The sequence below is a fragment of the Stenotrophomonas sp. 82F1 genome, from assembly GCF_056861525.1.
This window is the reverse complement of the sequence record NZ_JBSPUD010000002.1, coordinates 74854-97881: the sequence shown is the minus strand read 5'-3', so window position 1 is coordinate 97881 and position 23028 is coordinate 74854. Positions and strand designations below refer to the sequence as shown.

The 23028-nt window shown below is 66.4% G+C and carries 22 protein-coding genes; 12 read left to right on the top strand and 10 right to left on the bottom strand.

Translation table 11 applies throughout. The annotated features are described in order from the left end of the window. Positions 1 to 34: 34 nt before the first annotated feature. Both AC13GI_RS02850 and AC13GI_RS02845 read right to left on the bottom strand, forming a co-directional pair. On the bottom strand, positions 35 to 1414 hold the full coding sequence (locus AC13GI_RS02850; protein ID WP_482995423.1) for a YncE family protein: 1380 nt from the start codon (positions 1412 to 1414) through the stop codon (positions 35 to 37). Positions 1415 to 1535: 121 nt separating this feature from the next. Beyond that, complete coding sequence (locus AC13GI_RS02845; protein WP_482995422.1) at positions 1536 to 2564, bottom strand: alpha/beta hydrolase; 1029 nt, start codon at positions 2562 to 2564, stop codon at positions 1536 to 1538. 258 nt (positions 2565 to 2822) lie between these two features. On the opposite strand from AC13GI_RS02845, the gene AC13GI_RS02840 reads away from it, so the two are divergent. Beyond that, on the top strand, positions 2823 to 3197 hold the full coding sequence (locus AC13GI_RS02840) for a hypothetical protein (RefSeq protein WP_482995421.1): 375 nt from the start codon (positions 2823 to 2825) through the stop codon (positions 3195 to 3197). An 84-nt stretch (positions 3198 to 3281) separates the two neighbouring features. Here the strand turns inward: AC13GI_RS02840 and AC13GI_RS02835 are convergent, their stop codons facing one another. After that, positions 3282 to 3683: a DUF805 domain-containing protein gene (locus AC13GI_RS02835; RefSeq protein WP_099818433.1), complete on the bottom strand. Its 402-nt coding sequence runs from the start codon at positions 3681 to 3683 to the stop codon at positions 3282 to 3284. Between the two features lie 185 nt (positions 3684 to 3868). On the opposite strand from AC13GI_RS02835, the gene AC13GI_RS02830 reads away from it, so the two are divergent. Further along, positions 3869 to 4234 (top strand): hypothetical protein, encoded by a 366-nt coding sequence (locus AC13GI_RS02830; RefSeq protein ID WP_482995420.1) that lies wholly within the window; start codon positions 3869 to 3871, stop codon positions 4232 to 4234. 90 nt (positions 4235 to 4324) lie between these two features. Here AC13GI_RS02830 and AC13GI_RS02825 read toward each other — a convergent pair whose 3' ends face one another. The 4 genes from AC13GI_RS02825 to AC13GI_RS02810 form a co-directional block, all read right to left on the bottom strand. After that, the gene (locus tag AC13GI_RS02825; protein ID WP_261311913.1) at positions 4325 to 5623 is read right to left on the bottom strand and encodes a replication-associated recombination protein A; all 1299 of its coding nucleotides are present in this window, start codon (positions 5621 to 5623) and stop codon (positions 4325 to 4327) included. Positions 5624 to 5770: 147 nt separating this feature from the next. Beyond that, the gene (gene lolA, locus AC13GI_RS02820; protein ID WP_100552505.1) at positions 5771 to 6409 is read right to left on the bottom strand and encodes an outer membrane lipoprotein periplasmic chaperone LolA; all 639 of its coding nucleotides are present in this window, start codon (positions 6407 to 6409) and stop codon (positions 5771 to 5773) included. Positions 6410 to 6519: 110 nt separating this feature from the next. Further along, the gene (locus AC13GI_RS02815) at positions 6520 to 8460 is read right to left on the bottom strand and encodes a DUF3857 domain-containing protein (RefSeq protein WP_380652637.1); all 1941 of its coding nucleotides are present in this window, start codon (positions 8458 to 8460) and stop codon (positions 6520 to 6522) included. 36 nt (positions 8461 to 8496) lie between these two features. Further along, positions 8497 to 10860 carry a DNA translocase FtsK gene (locus AC13GI_RS02810; protein WP_406779874.1) on the bottom strand — a complete coding sequence of 788 codons (2364 nt, stop codon included), beginning with the start codon at positions 10858 to 10860 and terminating at the stop codon, positions 8497 to 8499. Between the two features lie 232 nt (positions 10861 to 11092). On the opposite strand from AC13GI_RS02810, the gene trxB reads away from it, so the two are divergent. Together trxB and AC13GI_RS02800 are read left to right on the top strand one after the other, a co-directional pair. Further along, positions 11093 to 12064 (top strand): thioredoxin-disulfide reductase, encoded by a 972-nt coding sequence (trxB, locus tag AC13GI_RS02805; RefSeq protein ID WP_099818427.1) that lies wholly within the window; start codon positions 11093 to 11095, stop codon positions 12062 to 12064. 147 nt (positions 12065 to 12211) lie between these two features. Continuing rightward, on the top strand, positions 12212 to 13336 hold the full coding sequence (locus AC13GI_RS02800; protein WP_482995419.1) for a GNAT family N-acetyltransferase: 1125 nt from the start codon (positions 12212 to 12214) through the stop codon (positions 13334 to 13336). Positions 13337 to 13395: 59 nt separating this feature from the next. Here AC13GI_RS02800 and AC13GI_RS02795 read toward each other — a convergent pair whose 3' ends face one another. After that, positions 13396 to 14664 (bottom strand): hypothetical protein, encoded by a 1269-nt coding sequence (locus tag AC13GI_RS02795; protein ID WP_482995418.1) that lies wholly within the window; start codon positions 14662 to 14664, stop codon positions 13396 to 13398. Positions 14665 to 14735: 71 nt separating this feature from the next. Here AC13GI_RS02795 and aat point away from each other — a divergent pair, with 71 nt between their 5' ends. The 3 genes from aat (at position 14736) to AC13GI_RS02780 (ending at position 16378) form a co-directional block, all read left to right on the top strand. After that, on the top strand, positions 14736 to 15476 hold the full coding sequence (aat, locus tag AC13GI_RS02790; RefSeq protein ID WP_482995602.1) for a leucyl/phenylalanyl-tRNA--protein transferase: 741 nt from the start codon (positions 14736 to 14738) through the stop codon (positions 15474 to 15476). An 86-nt stretch (positions 15477 to 15562) separates the two neighbouring features. After that, positions 15563 to 15781, top strand: coding sequence for a translation initiation factor IF-1 (infA, locus tag AC13GI_RS02785; RefSeq protein ID WP_005409596.1), 219 nt, complete (start codon positions 15563 to 15565; stop codon positions 15779 to 15781). A 201-nt stretch (positions 15782 to 15982) separates the two neighbouring features. Further along, positions 15983 to 16378, top strand: a complete 396-nt coding sequence (locus AC13GI_RS02780) for a hypothetical protein (protein WP_482995417.1) — start codon at positions 15983 to 15985, stop codon at positions 16376 to 16378. A 73-nt stretch (positions 16379 to 16451) separates the two neighbouring features. Here the strand turns inward: AC13GI_RS02780 and clpA are convergent, their stop codons facing one another. Next, on the bottom strand, positions 16452 to 18734 hold the full coding sequence (clpA, locus tag AC13GI_RS02775; protein WP_049467362.1) for an ATP-dependent Clp protease ATP-binding subunit ClpA: 2283 nt from the start codon (positions 18732 to 18734) through the stop codon (positions 16452 to 16454). 138 nt (positions 18735 to 18872) lie between these two features. On the opposite strand from clpA, the gene AC13GI_RS02770 reads away from it, so the two are divergent. Further along, positions 18873 to 19685 (top strand): APH(6) family putative aminoglycoside O-phosphotransferase, encoded by an 813-nt coding sequence (locus AC13GI_RS02770; RefSeq protein WP_482995416.1) that lies wholly within the window; start codon positions 18873 to 18875, stop codon positions 19683 to 19685. Between the two features lie 112 nt (positions 19686 to 19797). Here AC13GI_RS02770 and clpS read toward each other — a convergent pair whose 3' ends face one another. Further along, positions 19798 to 20124, bottom strand: coding sequence for an ATP-dependent Clp protease adapter ClpS (gene clpS / locus AC13GI_RS02765; RefSeq protein ID WP_025879127.1), 327 nt, complete (start codon positions 20122 to 20124; stop codon positions 19798 to 19800). 113 nt (positions 20125 to 20237) lie between these two features. On the opposite strand from clpS, the gene AC13GI_RS02760 reads away from it, so the two are divergent. From AC13GI_RS02760 to hflD, 4 genes are read left to right on the top strand one after another with little or no spacing between them, the layout of a single operon-like run. Then, positions 20238 to 20726: a hypothetical protein gene (locus AC13GI_RS02760; RefSeq protein WP_482995415.1), complete on the top strand. Its 489-nt coding sequence runs from the start codon at positions 20238 to 20240 to the stop codon at positions 20724 to 20726. 1 nt (position 20727) lies between these two features. Continuing rightward, complete coding sequence (locus tag AC13GI_RS02755; RefSeq protein ID WP_482995414.1) at positions 20728 to 21189, top strand: NUDIX hydrolase; 462 nt, start codon at positions 20728 to 20730, stop codon at positions 21187 to 21189. After that, positions 21186 to 22328 (top strand): tRNA 2-thiouridine(34) synthase MnmA, encoded by a 1143-nt coding sequence (mnmA, locus tag AC13GI_RS02750; RefSeq protein WP_089241078.1) that lies wholly within the window; start codon positions 21186 to 21188, stop codon positions 22326 to 22328. Before AC13GI_RS02755 ends, mnmA begins: the two co-directional genes overlap by 4 nt. After that, positions 22325 to 22939, top strand: a complete 615-nt coding sequence (gene hflD, locus AC13GI_RS02745; protein ID WP_099818418.1) for a high frequency lysogenization protein HflD — start codon at positions 22325 to 22327, stop codon at positions 22937 to 22939. The genes mnmA and hflD overlap by 4 nt, the downstream gene beginning before the upstream one ends. Positions 22940 to 23028 lie beyond the last annotated feature (89 nt).

The window sequence follows — 23028 nt, the reverse complement described above, 5'->3', positions numbered from 1 at the left end:
GGCAGGGCGACGGGGTGCCGCCCTGCCCTGTGGCTTACGGCTGGCGCAGGCTGATCCGGGTGATGCGGTCACCCTTCGGATCCTCAGCGCCACGCGACTTGTTCACGGCGAAGACATTGCCCTTGCCATCGGCGCGGACGTGATTGGGGAAGGTGCCGCCATCGAGGTTGCCGACCACCTTGCCATCACGATCAACCGCGGTGACCGTGCCTGCGCCGCGATTGGTGACATAGGCCAGGCCGCTCTTCGCATCGAAGGCCACGTTCAGTGCGCCAGCGCCGACCGGCACGTCGTGCACGACCTTGCCGCTGGCCACGTCGACGATCAGCAGGTTGTCGGTGCCCTGCGAGGCCACGTAGAGGCGGTTGCGCTGGGCATCGAACGCCACGCCCGAGGCGCTGATCGAATTGCCCAGGTCGATGACCTTGTCGACCTTGCCGCTGGCCACATCGATCACCGCCGCTTCCGGCGTACCGATACTGACCGTGAACAGCTTGCCGCTGGGCTCATCCAGCACCAGGCTCATCGGCACGAACTTCTCGTCGTCCACGCCGGAGGCCAGGGGGATCGGCGCCAGCGGCTTCAGCGTCTTCGCATCAAACACCGACAGGTGGTCTTCGCCGCTGGCCGAGGCGAACACCTTGCCGTGCGTGCTGTCGACCACGACGTCGCGGGCATGCGGCACGGTGCCGACCGGGAACTGGTGGACCAGCGACAGATCCGCCTGGCGATAGACGGCCACCGTGTCCTGGCGGGTGTTGCTGACCCAGACGTTGCCGTTGGCATCATCCACGCCCACGCCGTACACCGCGAACACCGCACCGTTGGTGCTGCCCGGCACCTGCGCCGGGGTGATGGCCTTGGTCACCTTCAGCGACTTCGGGTCCAGCTTCAGCAGCTGCGACTGGGTGACCGGCGGGCGACCGACGGCCGAGGTCACGAACACTGCGTTGCTGGCGGCGCTGTAGGCCGACTGGTACAGGCCCGGCACCAGCTTGTTGGACTGGGTGGCGAACTGCGCCTGGCCCGACAGCGGCAACTGCGGCGACACGCGCAGCTTCAGCACGGTTGCGGCGGCCGGCTGGCTGGCGCGCACCACCACCGGGTGGGTGCCCGGCACCGCATCGGCCGGAATGGCCAGCTGGGTCTTGAAGTTGCCATCGGCATCGACCACCACCGGCTGGCTGTTGAGCACGGTATCGCCGCGCAGCAGGCTGACCTGCTGGCCCGGCACGAAGCCGCGGCCGGTGACATCGGCGGTGCTGCCGGGAACCACGTTCTCACCGCGTGAGACAACCTGGCCCTTGAAGGTGGCGCTGGCCGGCTGGTCGAACACCGGCTGTGCGGTGGCGGTCACTGCCAGCAGCAGGCCGGCGGCCAGGGAAGTGAGGCGGAAAGACGGACGGAACGACATGGAAGGCTCCTTGCACACGTAGGCCGCGCCTGGTGGCGCGGGATTCATCGGTTGCCTTGGCCGCTGCACATCGACAGTCCGCCTGGGTAGTGGGGTCGCACGGCACTGCCGTGCGGGGGATTCATTCGGCGGCGTTGTCACCACCGGTCGGTTGGCCGTCATCGGCGCTGCGGTCGGTCACGCCATACAGCTCATGCAGGGCCGCGTGGAAGGACGCAGGCAGCATCGGGCCATGGCCGAGGCCGGGAAACTCGCGGTACTGCACGCTCAGCCCCGGCACCTTGTCCAGGCGTTCGGCCAGCTGCATCGCCGCATCCGGGGTGGCGCCACCAATACGGCGCAGATGCGCGACCACGCGCGGATTGCTCATGTCACGCTTGCCGCGGTCGCCGACGCGCTCGGCACCGCCGAGCATCAGCCACACCTTCGCGGGCTGACCGTGTGCGTTCTGCACGAACTGCTGCTCGACGTCACCCAGCGGCGCGCCCTGGCTCCACCACAATGACGGGCTGGCGCTGAGGTAGTACTGGAAGGCGGCCGGACGGGTGTACAGGCTGCTGAGCACGAACAGGCCACCCAGCGAATGCCCCCACAGCGCCTGCTGCTGGGTGTCGATCTTTGCCCGGCGCTCGACTTCGGGCTTGATGCGGCGCTCGATCATGTCGAGGAAGGCAGCTGCGCCGCCGCCAACGGCCTGGGTCTTGCCGCTTTCATCATCGGCGCGATCGATCCAGGCGGTGTAGTCGCGGGTGCGCGCGGCCGAATCGATGCGCAGGTCGTTGTCGTAGCCGATCAGCACCAGTACCGGCGGCGCCTTGCGTGCGGCCAGCTCGGCCAGCAACGGCTGGTCCAGCACCATTGCCACGGCGTTGCCGTCCAGCGCGTACAGCACCGGCGCTGCGGTCGTCGAGGCCTTGGCCGGGATCGCGACATTCACCCGCCAGCGGCGCTGCTGGTCGGGGCTGTCGATCACGAAACGCTCGAAGCGGTAACTGGCCGCCGGCTCATCGAGCACGGTCTGGCCCATCTTCTGCAGCGGATTGCGTTGCTGCGCGTATGCGTACGGAGTAGCCAGGAGCAGGCCCATCATCAAGGCGGCCAGGCCGGACAGCAGCGGGCCACGGCGCGGAGGCAGGACGGAAGACTTCATCAGTAACGGCGAAAGCGGCACACGGCCACCGGTTCACAAGGGACCGCAGTCTACCTTAAACGCGAATGATTATCACATCGATCAAACGTCACGCTGTGTATCACGCGCGCGCCAGCGCTTGCGCCGGAAGTCCGTGTTCATCTACTTTTCCCGCCATCGGGGCGCAGGAATCGCCCCGCCCTCGCGGGCGCCTGCGTGGCCCCTGCCCATCAGCTCCACAACCGCCATGGGATCGGATCCCATGATTGTGAGAACACCTTGAAGCACAAAGCACTGATCGCACTCGTTGCCGGCCTCCTCGCTCCGCTGGCAGGCCACGCCGCGCCAAGCCTTGCCGGGCTGTATTCGGCCTATGAAGAGGCCGGCTATTCCTCCCTTGGGCTGGAAGAGCTCAACCAGACCGTGCAGTTCACGGCGGTGAGCCTGGGCGCCTCCAGCAACCTGCAGGGCGAGCCGGTCCTGGGAGCCGGCGACGAGGATGGCCAGGTGCTGGCCCGCCTGACCGCTTCCGATGACGAGCAGAACGCCAAGCTGGCAGCGATGGAGGAAGGCGTTTCCTTCACCGCCAGCTGCACGCTGCAGTTCAGCTCGGGATCGGACTACCTGGCGTTGGGCGACTGCGTACTGCAGTAATCGGTCCGGCAGCGCTGACAGCAGCGCGCAAACGACGAAGCCGGCTCAAAGCCGGCTTCGTTGTGTGAGGCGACGTTGGCGACATCAGGGGCCGGCGGGCACCGGGCCATAGGAATTGTCCTGCGGCGTACCCGGCAGCAGCGCGAACACCAGGATCACCAGGCCACCCATCGGCACCAGCGCCAGCAGGTACAGCCAGCCCGACTGGTTGCAGTCATGCAGGCGGCGCACGGTCACTGCGATAAGCGGCACGATCGTGGCCAGCCAGAGCAGACCTACCAGCGCCAGTGCCCCGATGGTGATCCCGGCCATCCAGCTGGAATCGGCCTGCAGGAAAACCGCAGCAACGAATGCCACCATCATCGAAATCGCGCCTACCGCGGTAGCCGCAAGCAACAGGAACAGCTGGAACATCCAGTACTCGCGGCGATTGGCGCGGCCTTCGAACTGGGCGTAGCGCTTCAACGGCAGAATCATTTCCTGCACGGCGTCGTTCCTTGAAAAAAGAGCCGCGCAGTCTGCCAAATGCACACGAGCGGGGCAATGTAGAGCCGAGCCATGCTCGGCTGCCTCACTGGGGAGGAGGCCTCCATACGACCCTTTTGATCTTCACAGTGGCATTTGCGTCAGCGCCATTTGACGAGCGCGGCAACACCACTACGCTCGGGCAAATGAAGAGCATCCTGATTGCCTTACTCCTGACGTCCGCACCGCCCTCAACAGAACCCGGCTACATAGAGCCCGGCTACATGATGGGCAGCCTCAAGGCAAACCCGCCTCCAATGCCTGGCGCGCTCAAAGCAATGGGTGCGCGATGGGAAATGGACTACAAAACGCTGCGTCGTGCCCTGTTAAAGGCTGGATGGGTCGCAACGCCACGCGAGTACTCTCACCCAACCGTCTACGGATTCCCCGAGGTCAATTGTGGCCAGGGTTGGCAGGCGGTCTGCTCGTCCGGCTATCGGAAGGGCAAGCAGGAAGTCTTTCTCTGGCTTCATCCCACAGGCACCAACCTGATACTGATCGGCGCAGGTTGACGTATCCGCCACTATGGGGGGGGTGTGCGTAAACGGTGGTCTCGGTCGTCAAAAGCAGTCGAGCATGGCTCGACTCTACAGAAGCGGAGCTCAGCGGCCCTTGGCCGCCCTCGCCGCCTCGCGCTCGGCGCGCAGCCGGTCCAGCTTTTCCTTCAGCTTGATCTCCAGCCCGCGCGGCACCGGGTTGTAATACACCCGTTCGCCCATCGCATCGGGGAAACCGGTCTGGTCCAGCGCTATGCCGCCCTCGGCGTCATGGTCGTACTGGTACTCGGCGCCGTAGCCCAGTTCCTTCATCAACTTGGTCGGTGCGTTGCGCAGGTGCAGCGGCACTTCTTCGGTGCCGCTGTCGCGCACATCGGCCTTGGCCTGGTTGAAGGCCGCATAGCCGGCATTCGACTTGGCGGTGCTGGCCAGGTACAGCACCAGCTGGGCGAAGGCGAGCTCGCCTTCCGGGCTGCCCAGCCGCTCGTAGATGTCCCATGCCTCCAGCGCCATGCTCTGCGCGCGGGGATCGGCCAGACCGATGTCTTCGATGGCCATGCGGGTCAGCCGGCGTGCCAGATACGACGGATCACAGCCGCCGTCGAGCATGCGCGTGAGCCAGTACAGTGCGGCATCGGGATTGGAACTGCGCACGGATTTGTGCAACGCCGAGATCTGGTCGTAGAACTGCTCACCGCCCTTGTCGAAACGGCGAGTACGGTCGGCCAGCACCTGGGTCAGGGTCTGCGGCGTGATACGCCCACCCTCCCCGCCCGCCAGCTCGGCGGCGATTTCCAGCAGGGTCAGTGCACGACGCACGTCACCATCAGCGGCAGTGGCGATTTCCAGCAGCAGCTCCGGTGCGACCTCGATGCGCTCCTCGCCCAGGCCGCGTTCGCGATCGCCCAATGCACGTTCCAGCGCTTCAACGATGTCGGTCGGCGAGACGCCTTCCAGCACGTGCACGCGGCAACGCGACAGCAGCGCGGAGTTCAACTCGAACGACGGGTTCTCGGTGGTGGCACCAACGAACAGGATGGTGCCGCGCTCGATGTGCGGCAGGAACGCATCCTGCTGCGCCTTGTTGAAGCGATGCACTTCGTCGACGAACAGCACCGTGCGACGGCCTTCGGCGAAGCGCTGCGCCGCCTCGGCCAGCACCTGGCGCACCTCCGGCAGGCCAGACAGCACCGCGGAAATGGCGCGGAATTCGGCGTCGGAGTATTCAGCCAGCAGCAACGCCAGCGTGGTCTTGCCGCAGCCGGGCGGCCCCCACAGAATCATCGAATGCACGCGCCCGGATTCAACGGCGCGGCGCAGCGCGCTTTCCGGCGCGAGCAGACGCTTCTGCCCGACCATTTCGTCCAGGGTTCGGGGGCGCATGCGCTCGGCCAGCGGGCGCATGTGTTCCCGATCGACACTCAGCAGATCGGGACCGGGGAATGAAGTGGAGCGATGTCTTGGCACGCGATCATTGTACCGCGAGAGCGTGCCAACCAAGGTTGGCACCTGCCAAGGGCGGTAGCGCCGGGCCGTGCCCGGCGGCCACGATCAGTTGCCGATGACGTCGGTGCCGGCCGGCGGGGTGAAGCGGAAGGTGTTGGCGGCGAAGCTGGGGTTGCGCTTCCAGCCGCTGAAGCTGATCACGGTGCGCTGACCCACGGCGTCGGTGATCTCCATCTTCGCCAGGCCCTGCGCGTTGAAGCCCAGTGCGGCGTACTGGAAGCTGGCTTCGGTATCGCGCTTCGGCGACAGCGACAGCCACTGCAGGCCGTCACGCTGTGCAGCCTCTTCACTGACGTCGTACTGCTGCTCCAGCAGCGCCGGGTTGATCAGCGCGGTCAGCGGGCTGTTCTGCTCTTCCTTGCCCTGCTCGCGCACGGTCGCCTGTTCCAGGTCCGGCTCGAACATCCAGACCTTCTTGCCGTCAGCCACGATCAGCTGCTCATGCGGGCGCACGTATTCCCAGCGGAACAGGCGCGGCGCCGACAAGGCGACGCGGCCGCTGGTGGATTCCTTGACCTTGCCGCGGCTGTCGAACACCTGCTGGCTGAACTGCCCATCCAGGCCCTTCAGGCCGGTGGTGAAGGTCTTCAGGTCATCACGGGCGCCGGCCCAGGCACTGCCGGCGGCGGCGCAGGCCACGGCCAGGGTGGTGGTGGCAAGGAAACGACGGAGGCGAAGGTTCATGCAGGAATCCTGTGGGCGCGCGGCCAGGAAAGTTGGGTGCCAGTGTGCCCGGCAAAAGATGAATGGGCGATCAGGACGCCATTATGACGCCCTGATCGCTGATCGGCGATTCAGCCGCCAGCGCCGGGCAGCTTGCCGTACAGCACCTGGCCACGGAAGCCCCGGCGCACCTCGCGGAACAGCGCGCGGAATGCGGCGTAGTCCTGAGGTTGGCACAGCGCCTCGGCGCCGCGCACCGCGTTCTGCTGCAGGCGGTGATGCACGGTCACTTCCTGCCCCTGCCGGCTCCAGTCGACCCGATACTCGCCGGCCGCATTGGCAAACCGCTGGCTGCCGGGAATCGCGATGATCGGGGCATTGGTCGGGAATTGCAGGCGATAGGTTTCCTCGCGCAGGCTGGCATTGCAGTAGAACGGCGTCTCGTTGTCCGGTGCCGAGGCACTGGCATACAGCCCACGCACCGATTCGCCACCCGGCGGATCGGGTACGGCCATACCGCCGGCCACGTCGAAGTCCACGTAGTCCTCGGCCTGAAACGCCATGCGATAACCGAACGGCCGGGTCAGGTCGACCGGCACCCCCTGCAGCTGCAGCTGGCCGCGGCCATCGAAACCGGACGCGGCCATGATCGATTCTTCAGCGCGCGCGCGGTTCTGCGCATTGAGCTGGGCGAACTGCGCGCGCATGCCGATCTCGGCGTTGTCGCTCAGCTGCGGCACCGTCTCGCCACGCAGATTGCCCTGCGCGTCAAAGCTGAAGCGCACGTCCATCACCGTCGCGTTGCGCTGCGGGTCGTTGGCAGGTGTGCGCGCCAGAGTGGCATCGCGGGTGTGCAGCACCGGCGCGCCGAGGTCGCCATCGGGCAGCTGGCCGAAGCGCGCCCAGGCACTGGTCGAATCCAGGTACAGATCGAACTCGGGCACATAGGTGATGGCGTGGTTGAAGCGGCCCAGCAGCGGAATCTTCGGCAGCGTTGGTCCGCCACCGGCACCGATCAGCACCGGCGAACTGGTGATGCCCTTGGCCGCCAGCAGCGCTTCCAGGATCGTTACGTGGTCCTTGCAGTCGCCGTAGTGGTTGTCGAGGATGCTCTGCGCACTGTTCGGCTCCAGGCCGCCATTGCCCAGATACACCGCCACGTAGCGGATGTTCTGCGCGACCCAGCGGTACAGCGCATCGGCCTGCGCGCGACGGTCACTGACGCCGGCGGTGACTTCGTCTGCCAGCGCCTGGATCTCCGGGGTGACCTGCGCGGCCGGCCCTGCCTTCAGTTGATAGGCGCGGCCCATCTGCGCCCAGTCGCGGTAGGTGCTGGCCATGATGTTCGGCCCGAACTCCCACACCGCCGCCGACCAGTTCTGCGCCTGCATCGGCTCGCGGCGCTGGTAGCGCCAGCGCCACTGCGCCTGGCCGTTCTTCAGCACCGGGCGATCGCTGCCCTGCACGCCACGGCTGTCCACGAACATGGGCAGATTGGCCGGCGCGCTCAGGGTCACCTCGGCGTCGTCGTACTGGGTGAACACATTGAAGGTTTCCCACAGGCCGAAGTAGCCCGGGAAGTACGGCGTCAGCTGGGTCCGCCGCACCTGGTAGAACAGCCGCGTACCCGGCGCCAGGTTGGGGAACACGATCACCCGCACCTTGCGGTCGGCATACATCGCCGCCGAGGCACTGGAATAGCTTTCCTGGGTGTAGATGCGATCGGCCGGGACCTCGCGGCGCTGGCCGTCGGCGGTCAGCGTATAGGCGTTGACCACGTCCAGCGTTTCCATCTTCTCGCTGTAGCTCAACCGCACCTGGCTGAACTGCTCCACCGCTGCCTTGGTCTTGAGCAGGATCTCGTAGGTTTCGGTCTGTACGTTGCCGGCGTCGGCACGCACCTGGTAGTCGGCGCGGTAGCGGACGAAGCTGAAGTTGTTGCTGGCCTCGGCATCGCTGCCGGTGGATGGCGGCGCGACCGCGGGTACGGCTGTCGCTGCGGCATCGGCCAGCGCCGGGCCGGCTGCCAGCAGGCAGGCCAGCGCCAGCGCGCAGGAAACGGGTTGAAGCATGCGTCGGTTCCTTGGACGTCGGGAATGCGGCAGGGCTTACTTCGGCGGCGGCGGTGCCAGCACCGTGCGGTCGCCGTTGTGCTCGGGCGAACTGACCACACCGGCCGCTTCCATGGCCTCGATCAGTCGCGCTGCGCGGTTGTAGCCGATCTTCAGGCGACGCTGCACCCCGGAAATCGAGGCACGACGGGTCTCGGTGACCACACGCAGCGCTTCGTCGTACAGCGGGTCGGACTCATCGCCGCCGCCGGAACTGGTCTCCGGCAGGCCAGTCGCACCGACCACCACGCCATCGCCCATCGTCTGCACTTCATCCAGCACGCCGTCGACATAGTCGGCCGGGCCCATCGCCTTGAGGTGCTCGACCACGCGATGCACTTCTTCATCGGACACGAAGGCGCCGTGCACACGCTCGGGCATCGCCGTGCCGGGCGGCAGGTACAGCATGTCGCCGTGACCGAGCAGCGTCTCGGCGCCGGACTGGTCGAGGATGGTGCGCGAATCGATCTTCGAGCTGACCTGGAAGGCGATGCGGGTAGGAATGTTGGCCTTGATCAGGCCAGTGATGACGTCCACCGACGGGCGCTGGGTGGCCAGGATCAGGTGGATGCCGGCCGCACGTGCCTTCTGCGCCAGGCGCGCGATCAGCTCTTCGACCTTCTTGCCGACGATCATCATCATGTCGGCGAATTCGTCGATGAAGATGACGATGAACGGCAGCGTCTCCAACGGCCGCGGCGCCTCGCCCAGCTCCGGGTTCGGCTTGAACAGCGGGTCCATCATCGGCTGGCCGGCGTCCTGCGCGTCCTTCACCTTCTTGTTGAAGCCGGCCAGGTTGCGCACGCCCACCGCGCTCATCAGCTTGTAGCGGCGCTCCATCTCGGCCACGCACCAGCGCAGGCCGTTGGCGGCCTCCTTCATGTCGGTGACCACCGGCGCCAGCAGGTGCGGGATGCCCTGGTAGACGCTCAGTTCGAGCATCTTCGGGTCGATCATCAGCATCCGCAGGTCTTTCGGCGACGCCTTGAACAGCAGGCTCAGCACCATCGCGTTGACCGCCACCGACTTGCCCGAACCGGTGGTGCCGGCCACCAGCAGGTGCGGCATGCGCGCCAGGTCGGCCACGGTCGAGCGGCCGGCGATGTCCTTGCCCAGCGCCAGGGTCAGCGAACTGGCCGACTTGTCGTATTCCTTCGAGCGCAGCAGCTCGGACAGGTAGATCATCTCGCGGGTGACGTTGGGGATTTCCAGGCCGATCACCGACTTGCCCGGGATCACATCGACCACACGCACCGACTTGACCGACAGGCCGCGGGCGATGTCCTTGTCCAGCGAACTGATCTGGCTGACCTTGATGCCCGGCGCCGGCTCGATCTCGAAGCGGGTGATGACCGGGCCGGGGTTGGCGCCGACCACCTGGGCATCGATGCGGAAGTCCTTGAGCTTGAACTCGATCTGGCGCGACAGCGCGTCCAGGGTGTCCTTGTCATAGCCCACGGGCTGCGGCTTGGGATCATCCAGCAGGGCCAGCGGCGGCAGGTCCGAGCCGTCGCCATTGACGCCGCGGAACATCGGGATCTGGTTGTCGCGCTTGGCCCGGTCGCTCTTTTCGATCACCGGCTCGGGGCGCGGCTCGATCTTCACCGGCTCGCGCTTGGCGCGCACTTCGGCATCGGCCTTGCGCACTTCCTGGCGCTCCTCGCGCATCACGCGGGTCTGCTGCCATTCGGTGGCCTGCTCCTTCTTGCGCTCCAGCAACGGTGCCAGCGACATCACGCCGCGACCGATCTTCTCCATCACCACGAACCAGGACAAGCCTGTCGCCAAGGTGATGGAGGCCAGCAGCAGCACCAGCACGAACAGGTTGGCGCCCAGCGCGCCAAAGCCCACGCTGAGCGAATTGCCCACAAGCTTGCCAAGGATGCCGCCGGCACTGGAGACATCGCCACTGAACAGGCGCACGTGCAGGAAGCCGGTGCCAGCAATCAGGAAGCCGACCAGCCCGACCAGCCGCAATGCGGGGTCCAGATCGTTCTCGCCCTTGCTCTCGCGCTTCAGGCCGAACATCGCAATCCAGGCCAGCGCGCCCAGCACCACCGGCAGCAGGAAGGCGATATAGCCGAACAGCTGCAGCAGCACGTCGGCGATCCACGCACCCGCGCGGCCGCCCATGTTGTGGACCGGCGCGACCACGCTACCGGTGTGCGACCAGCCCGGGTCGGTCGCTGAATAGGTGAAAAGGCTGGCAGCCAGATACAGCAGCGCCGGCGCGATGGCGATCAGACCCAGGTCGCGCCATAGGCGCTGACGGCGTGGATTGTCGGTCGTGGCCGCTGCCGCCGTGCGACGCGATGCCTTTTTGTCGTCGGACTTGGAGCGTTCGGGGACCTGCTTCGCCACCTTAGACCATACCTTTGGAATGCGCTGTTAGTGTTTGATAATAAACGAGACGGCGTCAGTTTTCAGTTATCCGTTGCCGCACAAGCGGGGACAGGGCCCGAAACCGCCCGTGGATGGCGCTGTTCTGTTCATCGGCTTGAATCGCCCTGCCCCAGCCGCCACTCTATGACCAGCCAAGGATGCTGTGCAAACATCGCCGCGCCTTGTCCCATCTACCTTTTCGCGAGTCTACATGAGCACCAGCCTGCCCTCCCGCCACCAGCGTCTTGTCATCCTCGGTTCCGGCCCGGCCGGTTGGACCGCTGCCGTCTACGCTGCCCGCGCCAACCTGAAGCCGGTCGTCATCACCGGCCTGCAGCAGGGTGGCCAGCTGATGACCACCACCGAAGTGGACAACTGGCCGGGTGACGCCCATGGCCTGATGGGCCCGGACCTGATGGCGCGCATGCAGGCCCACGCCGAGCGCTTCGAGACCGAGGTCATCTTCGACCACATCCACACCGCGGACCTGTCGCAGCGCCCGTTCAAGCTGATCGGCGACAGCCACGAGTACACCTGCGATGCCCTGATCATCTCCACCGGCGCGACCGCCAAGTACCTGGGCATCCCGACCGAAGACGAGTTCAAGGGCCGCGGCGTCTCCGCCTGCGCCACCTGCGACGGCTTCTTCTACCGTGACCAGGACGTGGTCGTGGTCGGCGGCGGCAACACCGCCGTGGAAGAAGCGCTGTACCTGTCCAACATCGCCCGCAAGGTCTACCTGGTCCACCGCCGCGACACCCTGAAGGCGGAGAAGATCATGCAGGACAAGCTGTTCGCCAAGGTCGAAGCCGGCAAGATCGAGACCGTCTGGCACCACCAGGTGGAGGAAGTGCTGGGCAACGAGGCCGGCGTGACCGGCGTGCGCGTGAAGTCGACCCTGGATGGCAGCACCCGCGACATCGATGCGCACGGCTTCTTCGTGGCCATCGGCCACCACCCGAACACCCAGCTTTTCGACGGCCAGCTGGCCATGAACAACGGTTACCTGGAAATCCGTTCGGGCCTGGGCGGCAACGCCACCCAGACCTCGGTGGAAGGCGTATTCGCCGCCGGCGACGTGGCCGACCAGCACTACCGCCAGGCGATCACCTCGGCCGGCTTCGGCTGCATGGCCGCACTGGATGCAGAACGTTACCTGGATGCACAGGGCAAGGCCAGCTGAGGCCTGCGTTGCACGCTGCTTGACCTTGAAGGCCGACGCGAAAGCGCCGGCCTTTTCTTTTCAGTAGTGCCAGGCCATGCCTGGCAATCAAGGTCACGCTCTCCGCCCCCCCCCCCACGTTGCCCCACCTGCCCTATCCTTACCCCCATGCCCTCCGCCCGTTTTCTCGACTCTCTGCAGTCCATTCCCGCCACCGACTGGGATGCCCTGCACGACGGCCGCAACCCGTTCGTCAGCCACGCATTCCTTGCCGGCCTGGAAACCTATGGCTGCCTGCGCGAGGACTGGGGCTGGCAGCCGCAGCATTTCACCCTTTGGGACGGGGACACCCTGGTCGGCGCCCTTCCCGGCTACCTGAAGACCAACTCGCACGGCGAGTTCGTTTTCGACCATGCCTGGGCCAATGCCTATGCGCGCCACGGACGCGACTACTACCCGAAATGGCTCGGCGCTGTGCCGTACTCGCCGGTGACCGGCCCGCGCCTGCTGGCCCGTGACGATTCGCAGCGCGCTGCGCTGCTGACGGCACTGCGCGAACAGATGCCCGCACTCGACGTGTCGTCGGCACACATCAATTTCCACACTGCTACTGACGAGACCGCCTTCGGCGACGACTGGCTGCTGCGCGAGGACATCCAGTTCCAGTGGCAGAACCCGGGTGACTGGAGCACGTTCGAGCAGTTCCTCGACGCCATGAACCACAAGCACCGCAAGAACATCCGCCAGGAGCGGGCCAAGGTCACCCGACAGGGCATCAGCTTCCGGGTGGTGCATGGCGACGAAGCGAGCCGCGCCGATCTGCAAGCCATGTACCGCTTCTACCTGCAGACCTTCCTGGAATACGGCAACGCGCCAGCGCTGACCGAGGCATTCCTGCGCCATCTGGCAATTTCACTGGGCCGTGGGCTGGTGCTGTTCCTGGCCGAACAGGACGGCGAACCCATTGCCGGTGCGCTGTGCCTGCGTGGTGGCGACACGCTCTACGGCCGTTACTGGGGCGGCGCCACCCTGCCCGGTCTGCACTTCGAGGCCTGCTACTACCAGGGCATCGAATACTGCCTGCGCGAGGGGATAGCCCGCTTCGAGCCTGGCGCGCAGGGCGAGCACAAACTGGCGCGTGGCTTCCTGCCGACCATCGTGCGAAGCCGGCACTGGGTGGCCGATGCGGAGTTTGCCGAGGCGCTGCGCGACTGGTGCCGGCAGGAGCGGCGGGATGTGCGGCGCTACCAGCAGGAACTGCAGGGGCATAGCCCGTTTCGTGCGGAACCGTAGCGCCGGAGAAGCGTGCCAACCAAGGTTGGCACCTACCAGAGCAGTTCAGGGCACTGCGCTCAGGTGCACTGCCAGAAGTGCCCGCTCACCCGGCACTTGCCGCACCAGAAGCTGTAGAGCATGCCGCCACTCCCCCACAGCAACATGCCTTCATTGGTGGTCGGCAACGTTGAGTCGAGCTGCATCACGAAAGGCATCTGCTCGCCGCAATCGACGCACTCCGGATAGTGCGCGCTCTGCACCCAGCTCGGCGCACCACCCACGCGCGACAGGTTCTGCCGATGATTGGACTGGCCCCAGTCCTGCTGCTGCCAGCGAGGGCTGCCCATCGCAGCAAGACCGACCTCGGCCTGCATCAGGTCGCCGCTGTCGGTGGGATTGATCGGCACTTCGCAGTGCTGGCTTGGGTGGCAGCTCGGCACACCTTCCGCATCGTGGCGATAGAAGCGCACGGGCGGATCTTCCGAGCCGCAGCAGTCCAGGCACAGGCCCAGGGTGATCGAGCCGGCCGCGCCCTCCTCCAGCGCCGCAGTGTCGGTCTGCAGCAGACGCTGCAGCGGTGCATGACAGCTGCCACACACGGCATCGAGCGGGCCGCCCATGTGCCCGGCATGCTGTACCTGACCGCCATTCCAGGTGGGATGCAGCCGCCAGATCCGTTTGCGCCAGCTCGGCTCTTCGGCCACCTGCGCGCGGTGCTGCCTGCTTCCAAAACGCAGGTGCAGCGGTTGCTGGCCATGCAGGCGGTGCAGCCGGGGACCATCGGCCAGGCCCGCCCAGTGCGCCCACACCTCCGCATCCAGGTCGCTCCAGTCGGCCAGGTAACCACGGGCGGCGGCATGGGTTTCCGGCTGGGCGGCCAACAGCAGTGCCTTGGCGCGTTCCAGTTCGCGATCGTCATCGGCGTCGGTCAACCGATGCGCCCAGTCCGCCGCGAGCGGCGGCGGCAGCGCCTGCCAGATCTGCGGGGCCAGTTGGATGTCATCTTCGATGGCGACCGTCAGCAGCGCGTCCCAGTCGTCCTGCAGCACCTGCGGCGCCTGGTAGCTGGCGAACTCCAGCACGCTGGTCAGCAGCTCACTGCGCTCGCCCTCACGATAGCGCCGCCAGGCATCGATACAGACCGGCGCGACAGCTTCATCCGGCAGCAGATCCAGCGCCGTATCGAGAAAGGTGGAGCTGGGCGAGCGGCGCTCCAGCGCCTGCAGCAGCAGCGCGCCAAGTCGGGGGCGGTCTTCGCTGGCCAGGGTCAACAGCATGCCCAGGCTGTCATTGCGTGTGCGCGGCGCATCGTGCGCATCGAGGATGGCGGTGATGGGGTCGCTCATGCGGGGCTCCTTGCCGGTGAAGCGTGATGGTGCCAGACATCGCGTATCGCCACGACGAATACAATGCCGGCATGACCCGTCAGTTGCCCTGGCGCCTGGCCGATGCGCCGGATGCCCCCTTCCCGCCGGCCGAGACCGCGCTGCGCCAGCCCGATGGCCTGCTGGCCGTGGGCGGCGACCTGCACCCGCTGCGCCTGCTCAACGCCTATGCCGGCGGCATCTTTCCGTGGTTCAGCGAGGGCGAGCCGATCCTGTGGTGGTCGCCGGACCCGCGCATGGTGTTCCGTACCGACGGTGTGCACCTGAGCAGCAGGTTCCGCCGGCAGCTGCGCGGCAGCACCTGGGAAGTGACCGCCGACACCGCCTTCAGCCAGGTGATGCGTGCCTGCGCCAGCGCGCCCCGTCCCGGCCAGGACGGCACCTGGATCAGCCCGGCGATGGTGGATGCCTACAGCCAGCTGCACGACCTGGGTTTCGCGCATTCCTTCGAAGTGTGGGACCGGCAGACGCTGGTCGGTGGCATCTACGGCGTGGCCATCGGCGCGATGTTCTTCGGCGAAAGCATGTTCAGTGGCGCCAGCGGCGGCTCCAAGGTGGCGCTGGCGGCACTGGCACGCACGCTGCACGGCTGGGGTTGGCCACTGATCGATGCGCAGGTGGAGAACCCGCACCTGCTACGCATGGGCGCCGAGCACCTGCCGCGCGCGCCGTTTCTGGAGCAGGTCCGCAGCGCGGTGCAGGCGCCGGGCCGGGAAGGTGCCTGGACCCGGCTGGTCGGGCGCGTGCCGGCAGCGGATTTTGCCGGGGAATAACGCAATCTTTGCAAGCTGGGCGTTTGACGCGTAAAATGCTGCGCCTTAGGCCCAACGTGGCCGTTTTCTGAACCGCACAGGACTACATGTCGAAAGACGATTCCATCGAGTTCGAGGGCACCGTCAGCGAGACGCTGCCGAACACCACTTTCCGCGTTCGTCTGGAAAATGGGCACGAAATCATCGCCCACATCTCCGGCCGCATGCGCAAGAACTACATCCGCATCCTCACCGGTGACCGGGTCAAGGTTGAAATGACCCCGTACGACCTGACCAAGGGTCGTATCACCTACCGAATGAAGTAAGCGGCTGGCGCGTTGCGCCACCCCGACAAGGCCAGCCCTGGACGCTGGCCTTTTGTCATGCCTGGAATCCGGCCCTGCCGGACGGCACCCTGACCGAATGCACCGTGACATCGGTCAGCCATCCTTGCGGCAGATTCGCATTCGCAGCGGCGGCGTCATCGTGGCACCCGATCCAGTCCGGATCGCCACCCTGCCCCCGCCATGAACATGTCTTCCCTGCCCGCCGGCTTCGCCGCGCTCGCACTCATCACTGCTGCCCTGATCGCACCCGTCGCCCAGGCCGCCGACACGCCGCCAGCCACCACTGGCGACAGCTGCATTGCCTTGAGCGAGGATCAGCAGATCGTCCGCGCCGGCGCCGATCGCGATGTGCTGCTGCGCAATGGTGACCAGCACTACCGCGTCGTGTTCACTCGCACCTGCAGCAGCGCCGTGACCTCGCGCCGGCTGGCGTTTGAAACCCAGGGCGAGAGCAACCAGCTGTGCGGCGATTCACGCAGCGAGCTGAAGACCGACCGCGCCAGCTGCACGGTCGATCGGATCGAACCTTTGGAAGCCGCTACCTTCACGCGCATGGCCCGCCAGCGCGGCCGCTGAAGGACTGACACGACAAGGGCGGCCTGCGCCGCCCTGTCGTTGCTTCCGCCGCCAGGCAATGCCCGGCACAGCCTTACTCCACCGTGGCCGGCAACAGTCGTTCCGGCTCGGCCTGCGCCTCGACCACCAGCTCGTCGTTGCGCACGTCGATGCTGACCTTGCCGCCGTTGACCAGCTTGCCGAACAACAACTCGTCGGCCAGCGGGCGCTTGACCTTGTCCTGCAGCACCCGCGCCATCGGGCGGGCGCCCATCAGCGGGTCGAAGCCGTGGTGGGCCAGCCAGTCGCGCGCGGTCGGGGTGGCCGACAGGCTGACGTGCTTCTCCTGCAGCAGCATCTCCAGCTCGATCAGGAACTTGTCCACCACGCGCAGGATGTGCTCGAAGCCCAACGGCTGGAACTGCACCACCGCATCGAGGCGGTTGCGGAATTCCGGCGTGAACGCGCGACGGATGGTCTCCATCGCATCGGTGGCGTGGTCCTGCTTGGTGAAGCCGATCGAACGCCGCGAGGCCTGCGCCGCGCCGGCATTGGTGGTCATCACCAGCACCACGTTCTTGAAGTTGGCTTCGCGACCGTTGGTGTCGGTCAGCACGCCGCGGTCCATCACCTGCAACAGGATGTTGAAGATGTCCGGGTGCGCCTTCTCGATTTCATCCAGCAGCAGCACGCAGTGCGGCGTCTTGACGATCTTCTCGGTCAGCAGGCCGCCCTGGTCGAAGCCGACGTAGCCCGGAGGCGCACCGATCAGGCGGCTGATCGAATGCGGCTCCATGTACTCGGACATGTCGAAACGGACCAGCTCGATGCCCAGCTGCAGCGCCAGCTGCTTGGTCACCTCGGTCTTGCCGACACCGGTGGGACCGGCGAACAGGAAGTTGCCGATCGGCTTTTCCGGATTGCCCAGGCCCGAGCGCGCCAGCTTGATGGCCGAGGCCAGGGTGCCGATGGCCGGATCCTGGCCGAAGATCACCATCTTCAGGTTGCGCTCCAGATGCTGCAGCACATCCTTGTCAGTGGCACTGACCTGCTTGGCCGGGATGCGCGCCATCTTGGCGACGATGGCCTCGACTTCTTCGACGTCGATCAGCTCCTTGCGCTGCCCTTCCGGCAACAGGCGCTGGCGGGCACCGGCCTCATCGATCACGTCAATGGCCTTGTCCGGCAGCAGGCGGTCGGCGATGTGCTTGACCGACAGGTCGACCGCAGCCTGCAGCGCTTCATCGGCGTAGGTCACGCCGTGGTGGGCTTCGTACTTGGACTTCAGGCCCTGCAGGATCTCGTAGGTCTCGCCCACGGTCGGCTCGACGATGTCGATCTTCTGGAAGCGACGGGCCAGCGCCCGGTCCTTCTCGAAGATGCCGCGGTATTCCTGGAACGTGGTCGAGCCGATGCAGCGCAGCTCGCCCGACGCCAGTGCCGGCTTGATCAGGTTGGAGGCATCCATGGTGCCGCCCGACGCCGAACCGGCGCCGATGATGGTGTGGATCTCGTCGATGAACAGCACCGCATTGGGCACCTTCTTCAACGCGGTCAGCACACCCTTCAGGCGCTTCTCGAAGTCGCCACGGTATTTGGTGCCGGCCACCAGCGCGCCCAGGTCGAGCGAGTAGATGACCGCATCGGCCAGCACGTCCGGCACCGAGCCTTCGACGATGCGCCGGGCCAGGCCCTCGGCAATGGCCGTCTTGCCGACGCCAGCCTCGCCCACGTACAGCGGGTTGTTCTTGCGGCGGCGGCACAGGACCTGGATGGTGCGTTCGATCTCGTCGGCACGGCCGACCAGCGGGTCGATGCGACCGGCGCGGGCCTGTTCGTTGAGGTTGCTGGCGAACTCGGTCAGGGCATCGCCCTTCGGCTCGCCCTCGCCCCCTTCCATGCGGCCCTCGCCCTCGGACGAGGACGGCTGCTCGCCTTCCTCACCCAGCTTGGCGATGCCGTGGGACAGATAATTGACCACATCCAGCCGGGTGACGTCCTGCTGGTTGAGGTAATAGACGGCGTGGGAGTCCTTTTCGCCGAAGATGGCGACCAGCACGTTGGCGCCGGTGACCTCCTTCTTGCCGGAGGACTGCACGTGGTACACGGCCCGCTGCAGCACGCGCTGGAAGCCCAGGGTCGGCTGGGTATCGCGGCCATCATCTTCGGCCAGGCGGGACACGGAAGCCTCGATGGCCTGCTCCAGCTCCTGGCGCAGGCGGTCGGCGTCGGCACCACAGGCCTTCAGTACGGCCTGAGCGGACGGGTTGTCGAGCAGTGCCAGCAGCAGGTGTTCGACCGTCATGAACTCATGTCGGGCCTCACGGGCGCGCTTGTAGCACTGGCCGATGGTGTGTTCGAGGTCTTTGCTGAACATGGATTACTCCGGCGGCAGTTGGGGACAATATGCGGCCTGACTACGCGATTTCCATCACCCTAGCGGATTGCGACGTTCAGATGGCGTTAGCAGTGCGAACCGCTTGATCATCGTTCACTCCAGGACAGCACCCTCACCATGAGCGAACCCTACCTGAGCCGCTGGCGATTGCGACGTGATGGTCCTTCGATCCGTACCCCCCATTCCCGGCTCTGCCCGGTGCTGACCGCCTCTGGCGAGGCGGCCATGTTGAAGGTGAGCACGGAGACAGAGGAACAGAACGGCCATCGCCTGCTGCGCTGGTGGAATGGCGACGGCGCCGCACGCCTGCTGGCCCACGAGGGACCGGCGATCCTGATCGAACGGGCGCACGGCGACTCCCTGCGGCAACGTTCGATCAAGGGCGAGGACGACGCCTGCACCATGATCCTGTGCCAGGTCCTGCAGCAGCTGCACCGGCCACGGAGCGCGCCGCCAGAAGATCTGGTCTGCCTGCGTAGATGGTTCGCTGATCTGCTGCAGGCAAGGGCGCCGCTGCCGCCATTGCTGGAACAGTGCAGATCGCTGGCGATGGCACTGCTGGAGGAGGAGCAGGAGATACGGCCGCTGCACGGCGACCTGCATCACGACAACGTGCTCGATTTCGGCACGCGGGGCTGGCTGGCGATCGACCCGAAGCGGCTGCTGGGTGACCGCGCGTTCGACTACACCACGATGTTCAGCAACCCGGACCTGTGCGGGCCAGGCATCCACGTGGCAACGCGGCCCGAGCGCTTCCACGCCCGGCTGGAACAGGTCTGCCGGCTGGCCGATATCGAGCGCACGCGACTGCTGCGCTGGATCGCGGCCAGTGCCGGGCTGTCAGCGGTGTGGTTCCGGGATGACGGCGACCCGGCCGACATCGATGAGGCGGTAGCCGGGATGGCCCTGCAGGCGCTGGCGGGGGCGTGACACTCTGCCTGCCCTGGTAGGTGCCCACCTTGGTAGGCACGCTCCATCCGGGGTCGATACGCCCGGGCAGAAAGCAGCCGAGCATCGGCTCGGCTCTACAGATCGTGGGCGGTCAGGCCTTTTCCATCGTGCACAGCAGCGGATGCTGGTTCATCCGCGCGTACTCGTTGACCTGGGCCACCTTGGTCTCGGCCACTTCACGGGTGAACACACCGCAGACGCCACGGCCACGGGTGTGGACGTGCAGCATCACCTGGGTGGCCTTGTCCAGGTCCATGTTGAAGAACTGCTGCAGGACGTCCACGACGAAATCCATCGGGGAGTAGTCGTCATTGAGCAGCATGACCTGATAGAACGGCGGCGGCGCCACTTCCGGGCGCGCGGGCTCCACGGCAACGCCGTGCTCGTGGTGGGAATCGGGGGCGGACTCGCGAGGCATCTGCCGATTATAAGGGGTGAGTCGGCCTTGCGCAGGCCCTGCGCGGAATGGACGGCACGGACGCCCGCCGTCACAATTGCACCTTCCCACACTCTTGGTTTCACAGGATCTTCATGAAAAGGACCCTTCTCTGCGCCCTGCTGATCGCCCTGGCTGCCGCTGGCACCGCTGGCGCTGCGACCACCACTGACAGCGCGAAGGCCGACAAGGCCGTTGCCCGTCATCTGGAAAAGCTGGGCTACACCTACGAGGTGGATGAAGACGGCGATTACCAGATGGTGTTCGACGTCGAAGGCGATCGCACCCAGATCGTCTACGTGCGCTCGTCGGTGGAAGACTTCGGTACCCACAACATCCGTGAGATCTGGTCGCCGGGTTACACATCGCAGACCAAGCAGTTCCCGATGGCCGTGGCCAACCGCCTGCTGGAAGACTCGCAGGATGCCAAGATGGGCGGCTGGGTGAAGCAGGAGTCGACCGCGATGTTCGTGGTGAAGATCGATGCCGACGCCACCTCCGACCAGCTCAGCGACGCCATCGATGCGGCCATCCGCACCGCCGATGCGATGGAGCTGGAGCTGACCAAGAAGGACGACCTCTGAGTTGAACACCTCGCCGGACCCGCGCTGGGCACCGCACGCAACCGTCGCCACCGTGGTGGTCGACGGCGGCCGGGTGCTGCTGGTCGAAGAGACCATCGAAGGCCGGCAGGTGCTGAACCAGCCGGCCGGGCACCTGGAGCCGGGCGAAAGCCTGGCTGCGGCCGCCCTGCGCGAGACCGTCGAGGAAACCGGCTGGACGGTGGAGCTGACCGCCTTCATCGGCTGCTACCAGTGGACCGCCGGGGACGGCACCCCGTTCCTGCGCTTCTGCTATGCCGCGCGCCCGCTCTCGCATGACCCGGCGCGGCCGCTGGATGCCGGCATCGATCGGGCGCTGTGGATGACCCCGGCCGAACTGCAGGCCGCCGCTGGACGCCAGCGCAGCCCGCTGGTCTGGCAGGTGCTGGCCGACTACCTGGCGGGCCAGCGCTACCCGCTTGCACTGGTCCGGGAGGTCGCATGAGCAGCCCACGGGTGATGGTTGGCGTGTCTGGCGGCGTGGATTCGTCCGTGGCCGCCTGGCGCCTGGTACAGCAGGGCGAGGCCGTGGCCGGTCTGTTCATGCAGAACTGGGCCGACGACGGCAGCGGCGACTGCCGCGCCGAGGACGACCGCCGCGATGCGGTGGCGGTGTGCGGGCTGCTGGGCATCCCGTTCCATTTCCGCGATTTCTCCAACGAATACTGGCAGGGGGTGTTTGAGCACTTCCTGGCCGAGTACGCCGCCGGCCGCACGCCCAACCCGGACGTGCTGTGCAACCGCGAAGTGAAGTTCAAGCACTTCCTCGATGCTGCCCGCGAGCTGGGCGCCGAGCGCATCGCCACCGGCCACTACGCGCGCATTGCCCAGCGCGGGCATCAATGGCTGCTGCTGCGCGGTGCCGATCGCTCCAAGGACCAGAGCTACTTCCTGCACCAGCTGGGGCAGGAACAACTGGCGGCCACCCTGTTCCCGATTGGTGATCTGGAAAAGAGCGACCTGCGCCGGATTGCCCGCGACGTGAGCCTGCCGACCCACGCCAAGAAGGATTCCACCGGCATCTGCTTCATCGGCGAGCGCGATTTCCGCGAATTCCTCGGTCGTTACCTGCCGGCCAAGACGGGGCAGATCCTCGACCCCAGCGATGGCAGCGTGATCGCCGAACATCCAGGCGTGTTCTATTTCACCCTGGGCCAGCGCGAAGGCCTGAACATCGGCGGCGTGCGCGGCCGCCCTGCCGCTCCCTGGTATGTGGTCGGCAAGGACGTGGCCAGCAACGTGCTGTACGTGGACCAGGATCGCGACAGCCCATGGATGCTGTCCAACCGGCTGCGCTCGGAGACCGCGCACTGGATTGCCGGCGCGCCACCGGCACGGCGTTTTGAATGCACCGCGCAGACCCGCTACCGCCAGCCGGACGAGCCGTGCACGGTGGACGTGCTCGACGACGGCAGCGTGCAGGTTTCCTTCGCCCGGCCGCAGCGTGCAGTCACCCCCGGGCAATCCCTGGTGCTGTATGACGGTGAGGTCTGCCTGGGTGGCGCGGTGATCGCCGCCACCGACGCGCCGCTGGAACAGCGCCTGCGCACCACCCCTTCTCCTTTTGAGGTACTCGCTGCATGAGTTTCACTGTCGACGACCGCGTTCTGGCTTTGGCCGGCATTGCCCAGGCCCTGCAGCAGGTACGCCGTATCGCCGATACCGGCCATTCCGACGCCGCTGCCGTGCGCACCGCCGTGGACAGCGTGTTCCGCATCGATGCATCCTCGCCGCAGGCAGTGTTTGGCGATCGGCACGCGCTGAAATCCGGCCTGCGCCTGCTGCACAATTATTTCCGCAGCCAGGGCCAGGATCCGATCCTGCCCAAGCTGGCCCTGTCGGTACTGCAGCTGGAGCGCCGCTTCGTGCAGGACGGCGCCACCGTGAACAAGGTCGCCTCGGGTATCGAGCGCGCCCAGCGCCAGGCCACCGAGCTGGGTGACAGTGGCCACCCGGAAGTACTGGCCGCGCTGGGCGGGCTGTATGCAGACACCATCAGTCACCTCAAGCCGCGGGTGATGGTGCAGGGCAACCCGCACTACCTCGGGCAGGCCGGCGTTGTGGCCGAGATCCGCGCGCTGCTGCTGGCCGCCGTGCGCGCAGCGGTGCTGTGGCGGCAGCTGGGTGGCAGCTACTGGGACTTCCTGCTCAGCCGCAAGGCGATGGTCGAGGCCGTGGATCGCCAGCTGGCCTGACGCTGTGGGTCAGAGCCCTTTTCCGTGGAAAAGGGATCCGACCCCGCCAACCGACCGCCCGGGGTCGGATCCCATTCCCGCAGGGAAAG

Bases quoted from the DNA above. Each gene is read 5' to 3' on its own strand.
- AC13GI_RS02800 (WP_482995419.1), top strand. From the start codon at position 12,212: ATGCCCTCCGCCCGTTTTCTCGACTCTCTGCAGTCCATTCCCGCCACC.
- clpS (WP_025879127.1), bottom strand. From the start codon at position 20,124: ATGCCTCGCGAGTCCGCCCCCGATTCCCACCACGAGCACGGCGTTGCC.
- AC13GI_RS02770 (WP_482995416.1), top strand. From the start codon at position 18,873: ATGAGCGAACCCTACCTGAGCCGCTGGCGATTGCGACGTGATGGTCCT.
- hflD (WP_099818418.1), top strand. From the start codon at position 22,325: ATGAGTTTCACTGTCGACGACCGCGTTCTGGCTTTGGCCGGCATTGCC.
- aat (WP_482995602.1), top strand. From the start codon at position 14,736: ATGACCCGTCAGTTGCCCTGGCGCCTGGCCGATGCGCCGGATGCCCCC.
- mnmA (WP_089241078.1), top strand. From the start codon at position 21,186: ATGAGCAGCCCACGGGTGATGGTTGGCGTGTCTGGCGGCGTGGATTCG.
- AC13GI_RS02825 (WP_261311913.1), bottom strand. From the start codon at position 5,623: ATGCGCCCGCTGGCCGAGCGCATGCGCCCCCGAACCCTGGACGAAATG.
- lolA (WP_100552505.1), bottom strand. From the start codon at position 6,409: ATGAACCTTCGCCTCCGTCGTTTCCTTGCCACCACCACCCTGGCCGTG.
- AC13GI_RS02850 (WP_482995423.1), bottom strand. From the start codon at position 1,414: ATGTCGTTCCGTCCGTCTTTCCGCCTCACTTCCCTGGCCGCCGGCCTG.
- infA (WP_005409596.1), top strand. From the start codon at position 15,563: ATGTCGAAAGACGATTCCATCGAGTTCGAGGGCACCGTCAGCGAGACG.
- AC13GI_RS02845 (WP_482995422.1), bottom strand. From the start codon at position 2,564: ATGAAGTCTTCCGTCCTGCCTCCGCGCCGTGGCCCGCTGCTGTCCGGC.
- AC13GI_RS02795 (WP_482995418.1), bottom strand. From the start codon at position 14,664: ATGAGCGACCCCATCACCGCCATCCTCGATGCGCACGATGCGCCGCGC.
- clpA (WP_049467362.1), bottom strand. From the start codon at position 18,734: ATGTTCAGCAAAGACCTCGAACACACCATCGGCCAGTGCTACAAGCGC.
- AC13GI_RS02815 (WP_380652637.1), bottom strand. From the start codon at position 8,460: ATGCTTCAACCCGTTTCCTGCGCGCTGGCGCTGGCCTGCCTGCTGGCA.
- trxB (WP_099818427.1), top strand. From the start codon at position 11,093: ATGAGCACCAGCCTGCCCTCCCGCCACCAGCGTCTTGTCATCCTCGGT.
- AC13GI_RS02830 (WP_482995420.1), top strand. From the start codon at position 3,869: ATGAAGAGCATCCTGATTGCCTTACTCCTGACGTCCGCACCGCCCTCA.
- AC13GI_RS02760 (WP_482995415.1), top strand. From the start codon at position 20,238: ATGAAAAGGACCCTTCTCTGCGCCCTGCTGATCGCCCTGGCTGCCGCT.
- AC13GI_RS02780 (WP_482995417.1), top strand. From the start codon at position 15,983: ATGAACATGTCTTCCCTGCCCGCCGGCTTCGCCGCGCTCGCACTCATC.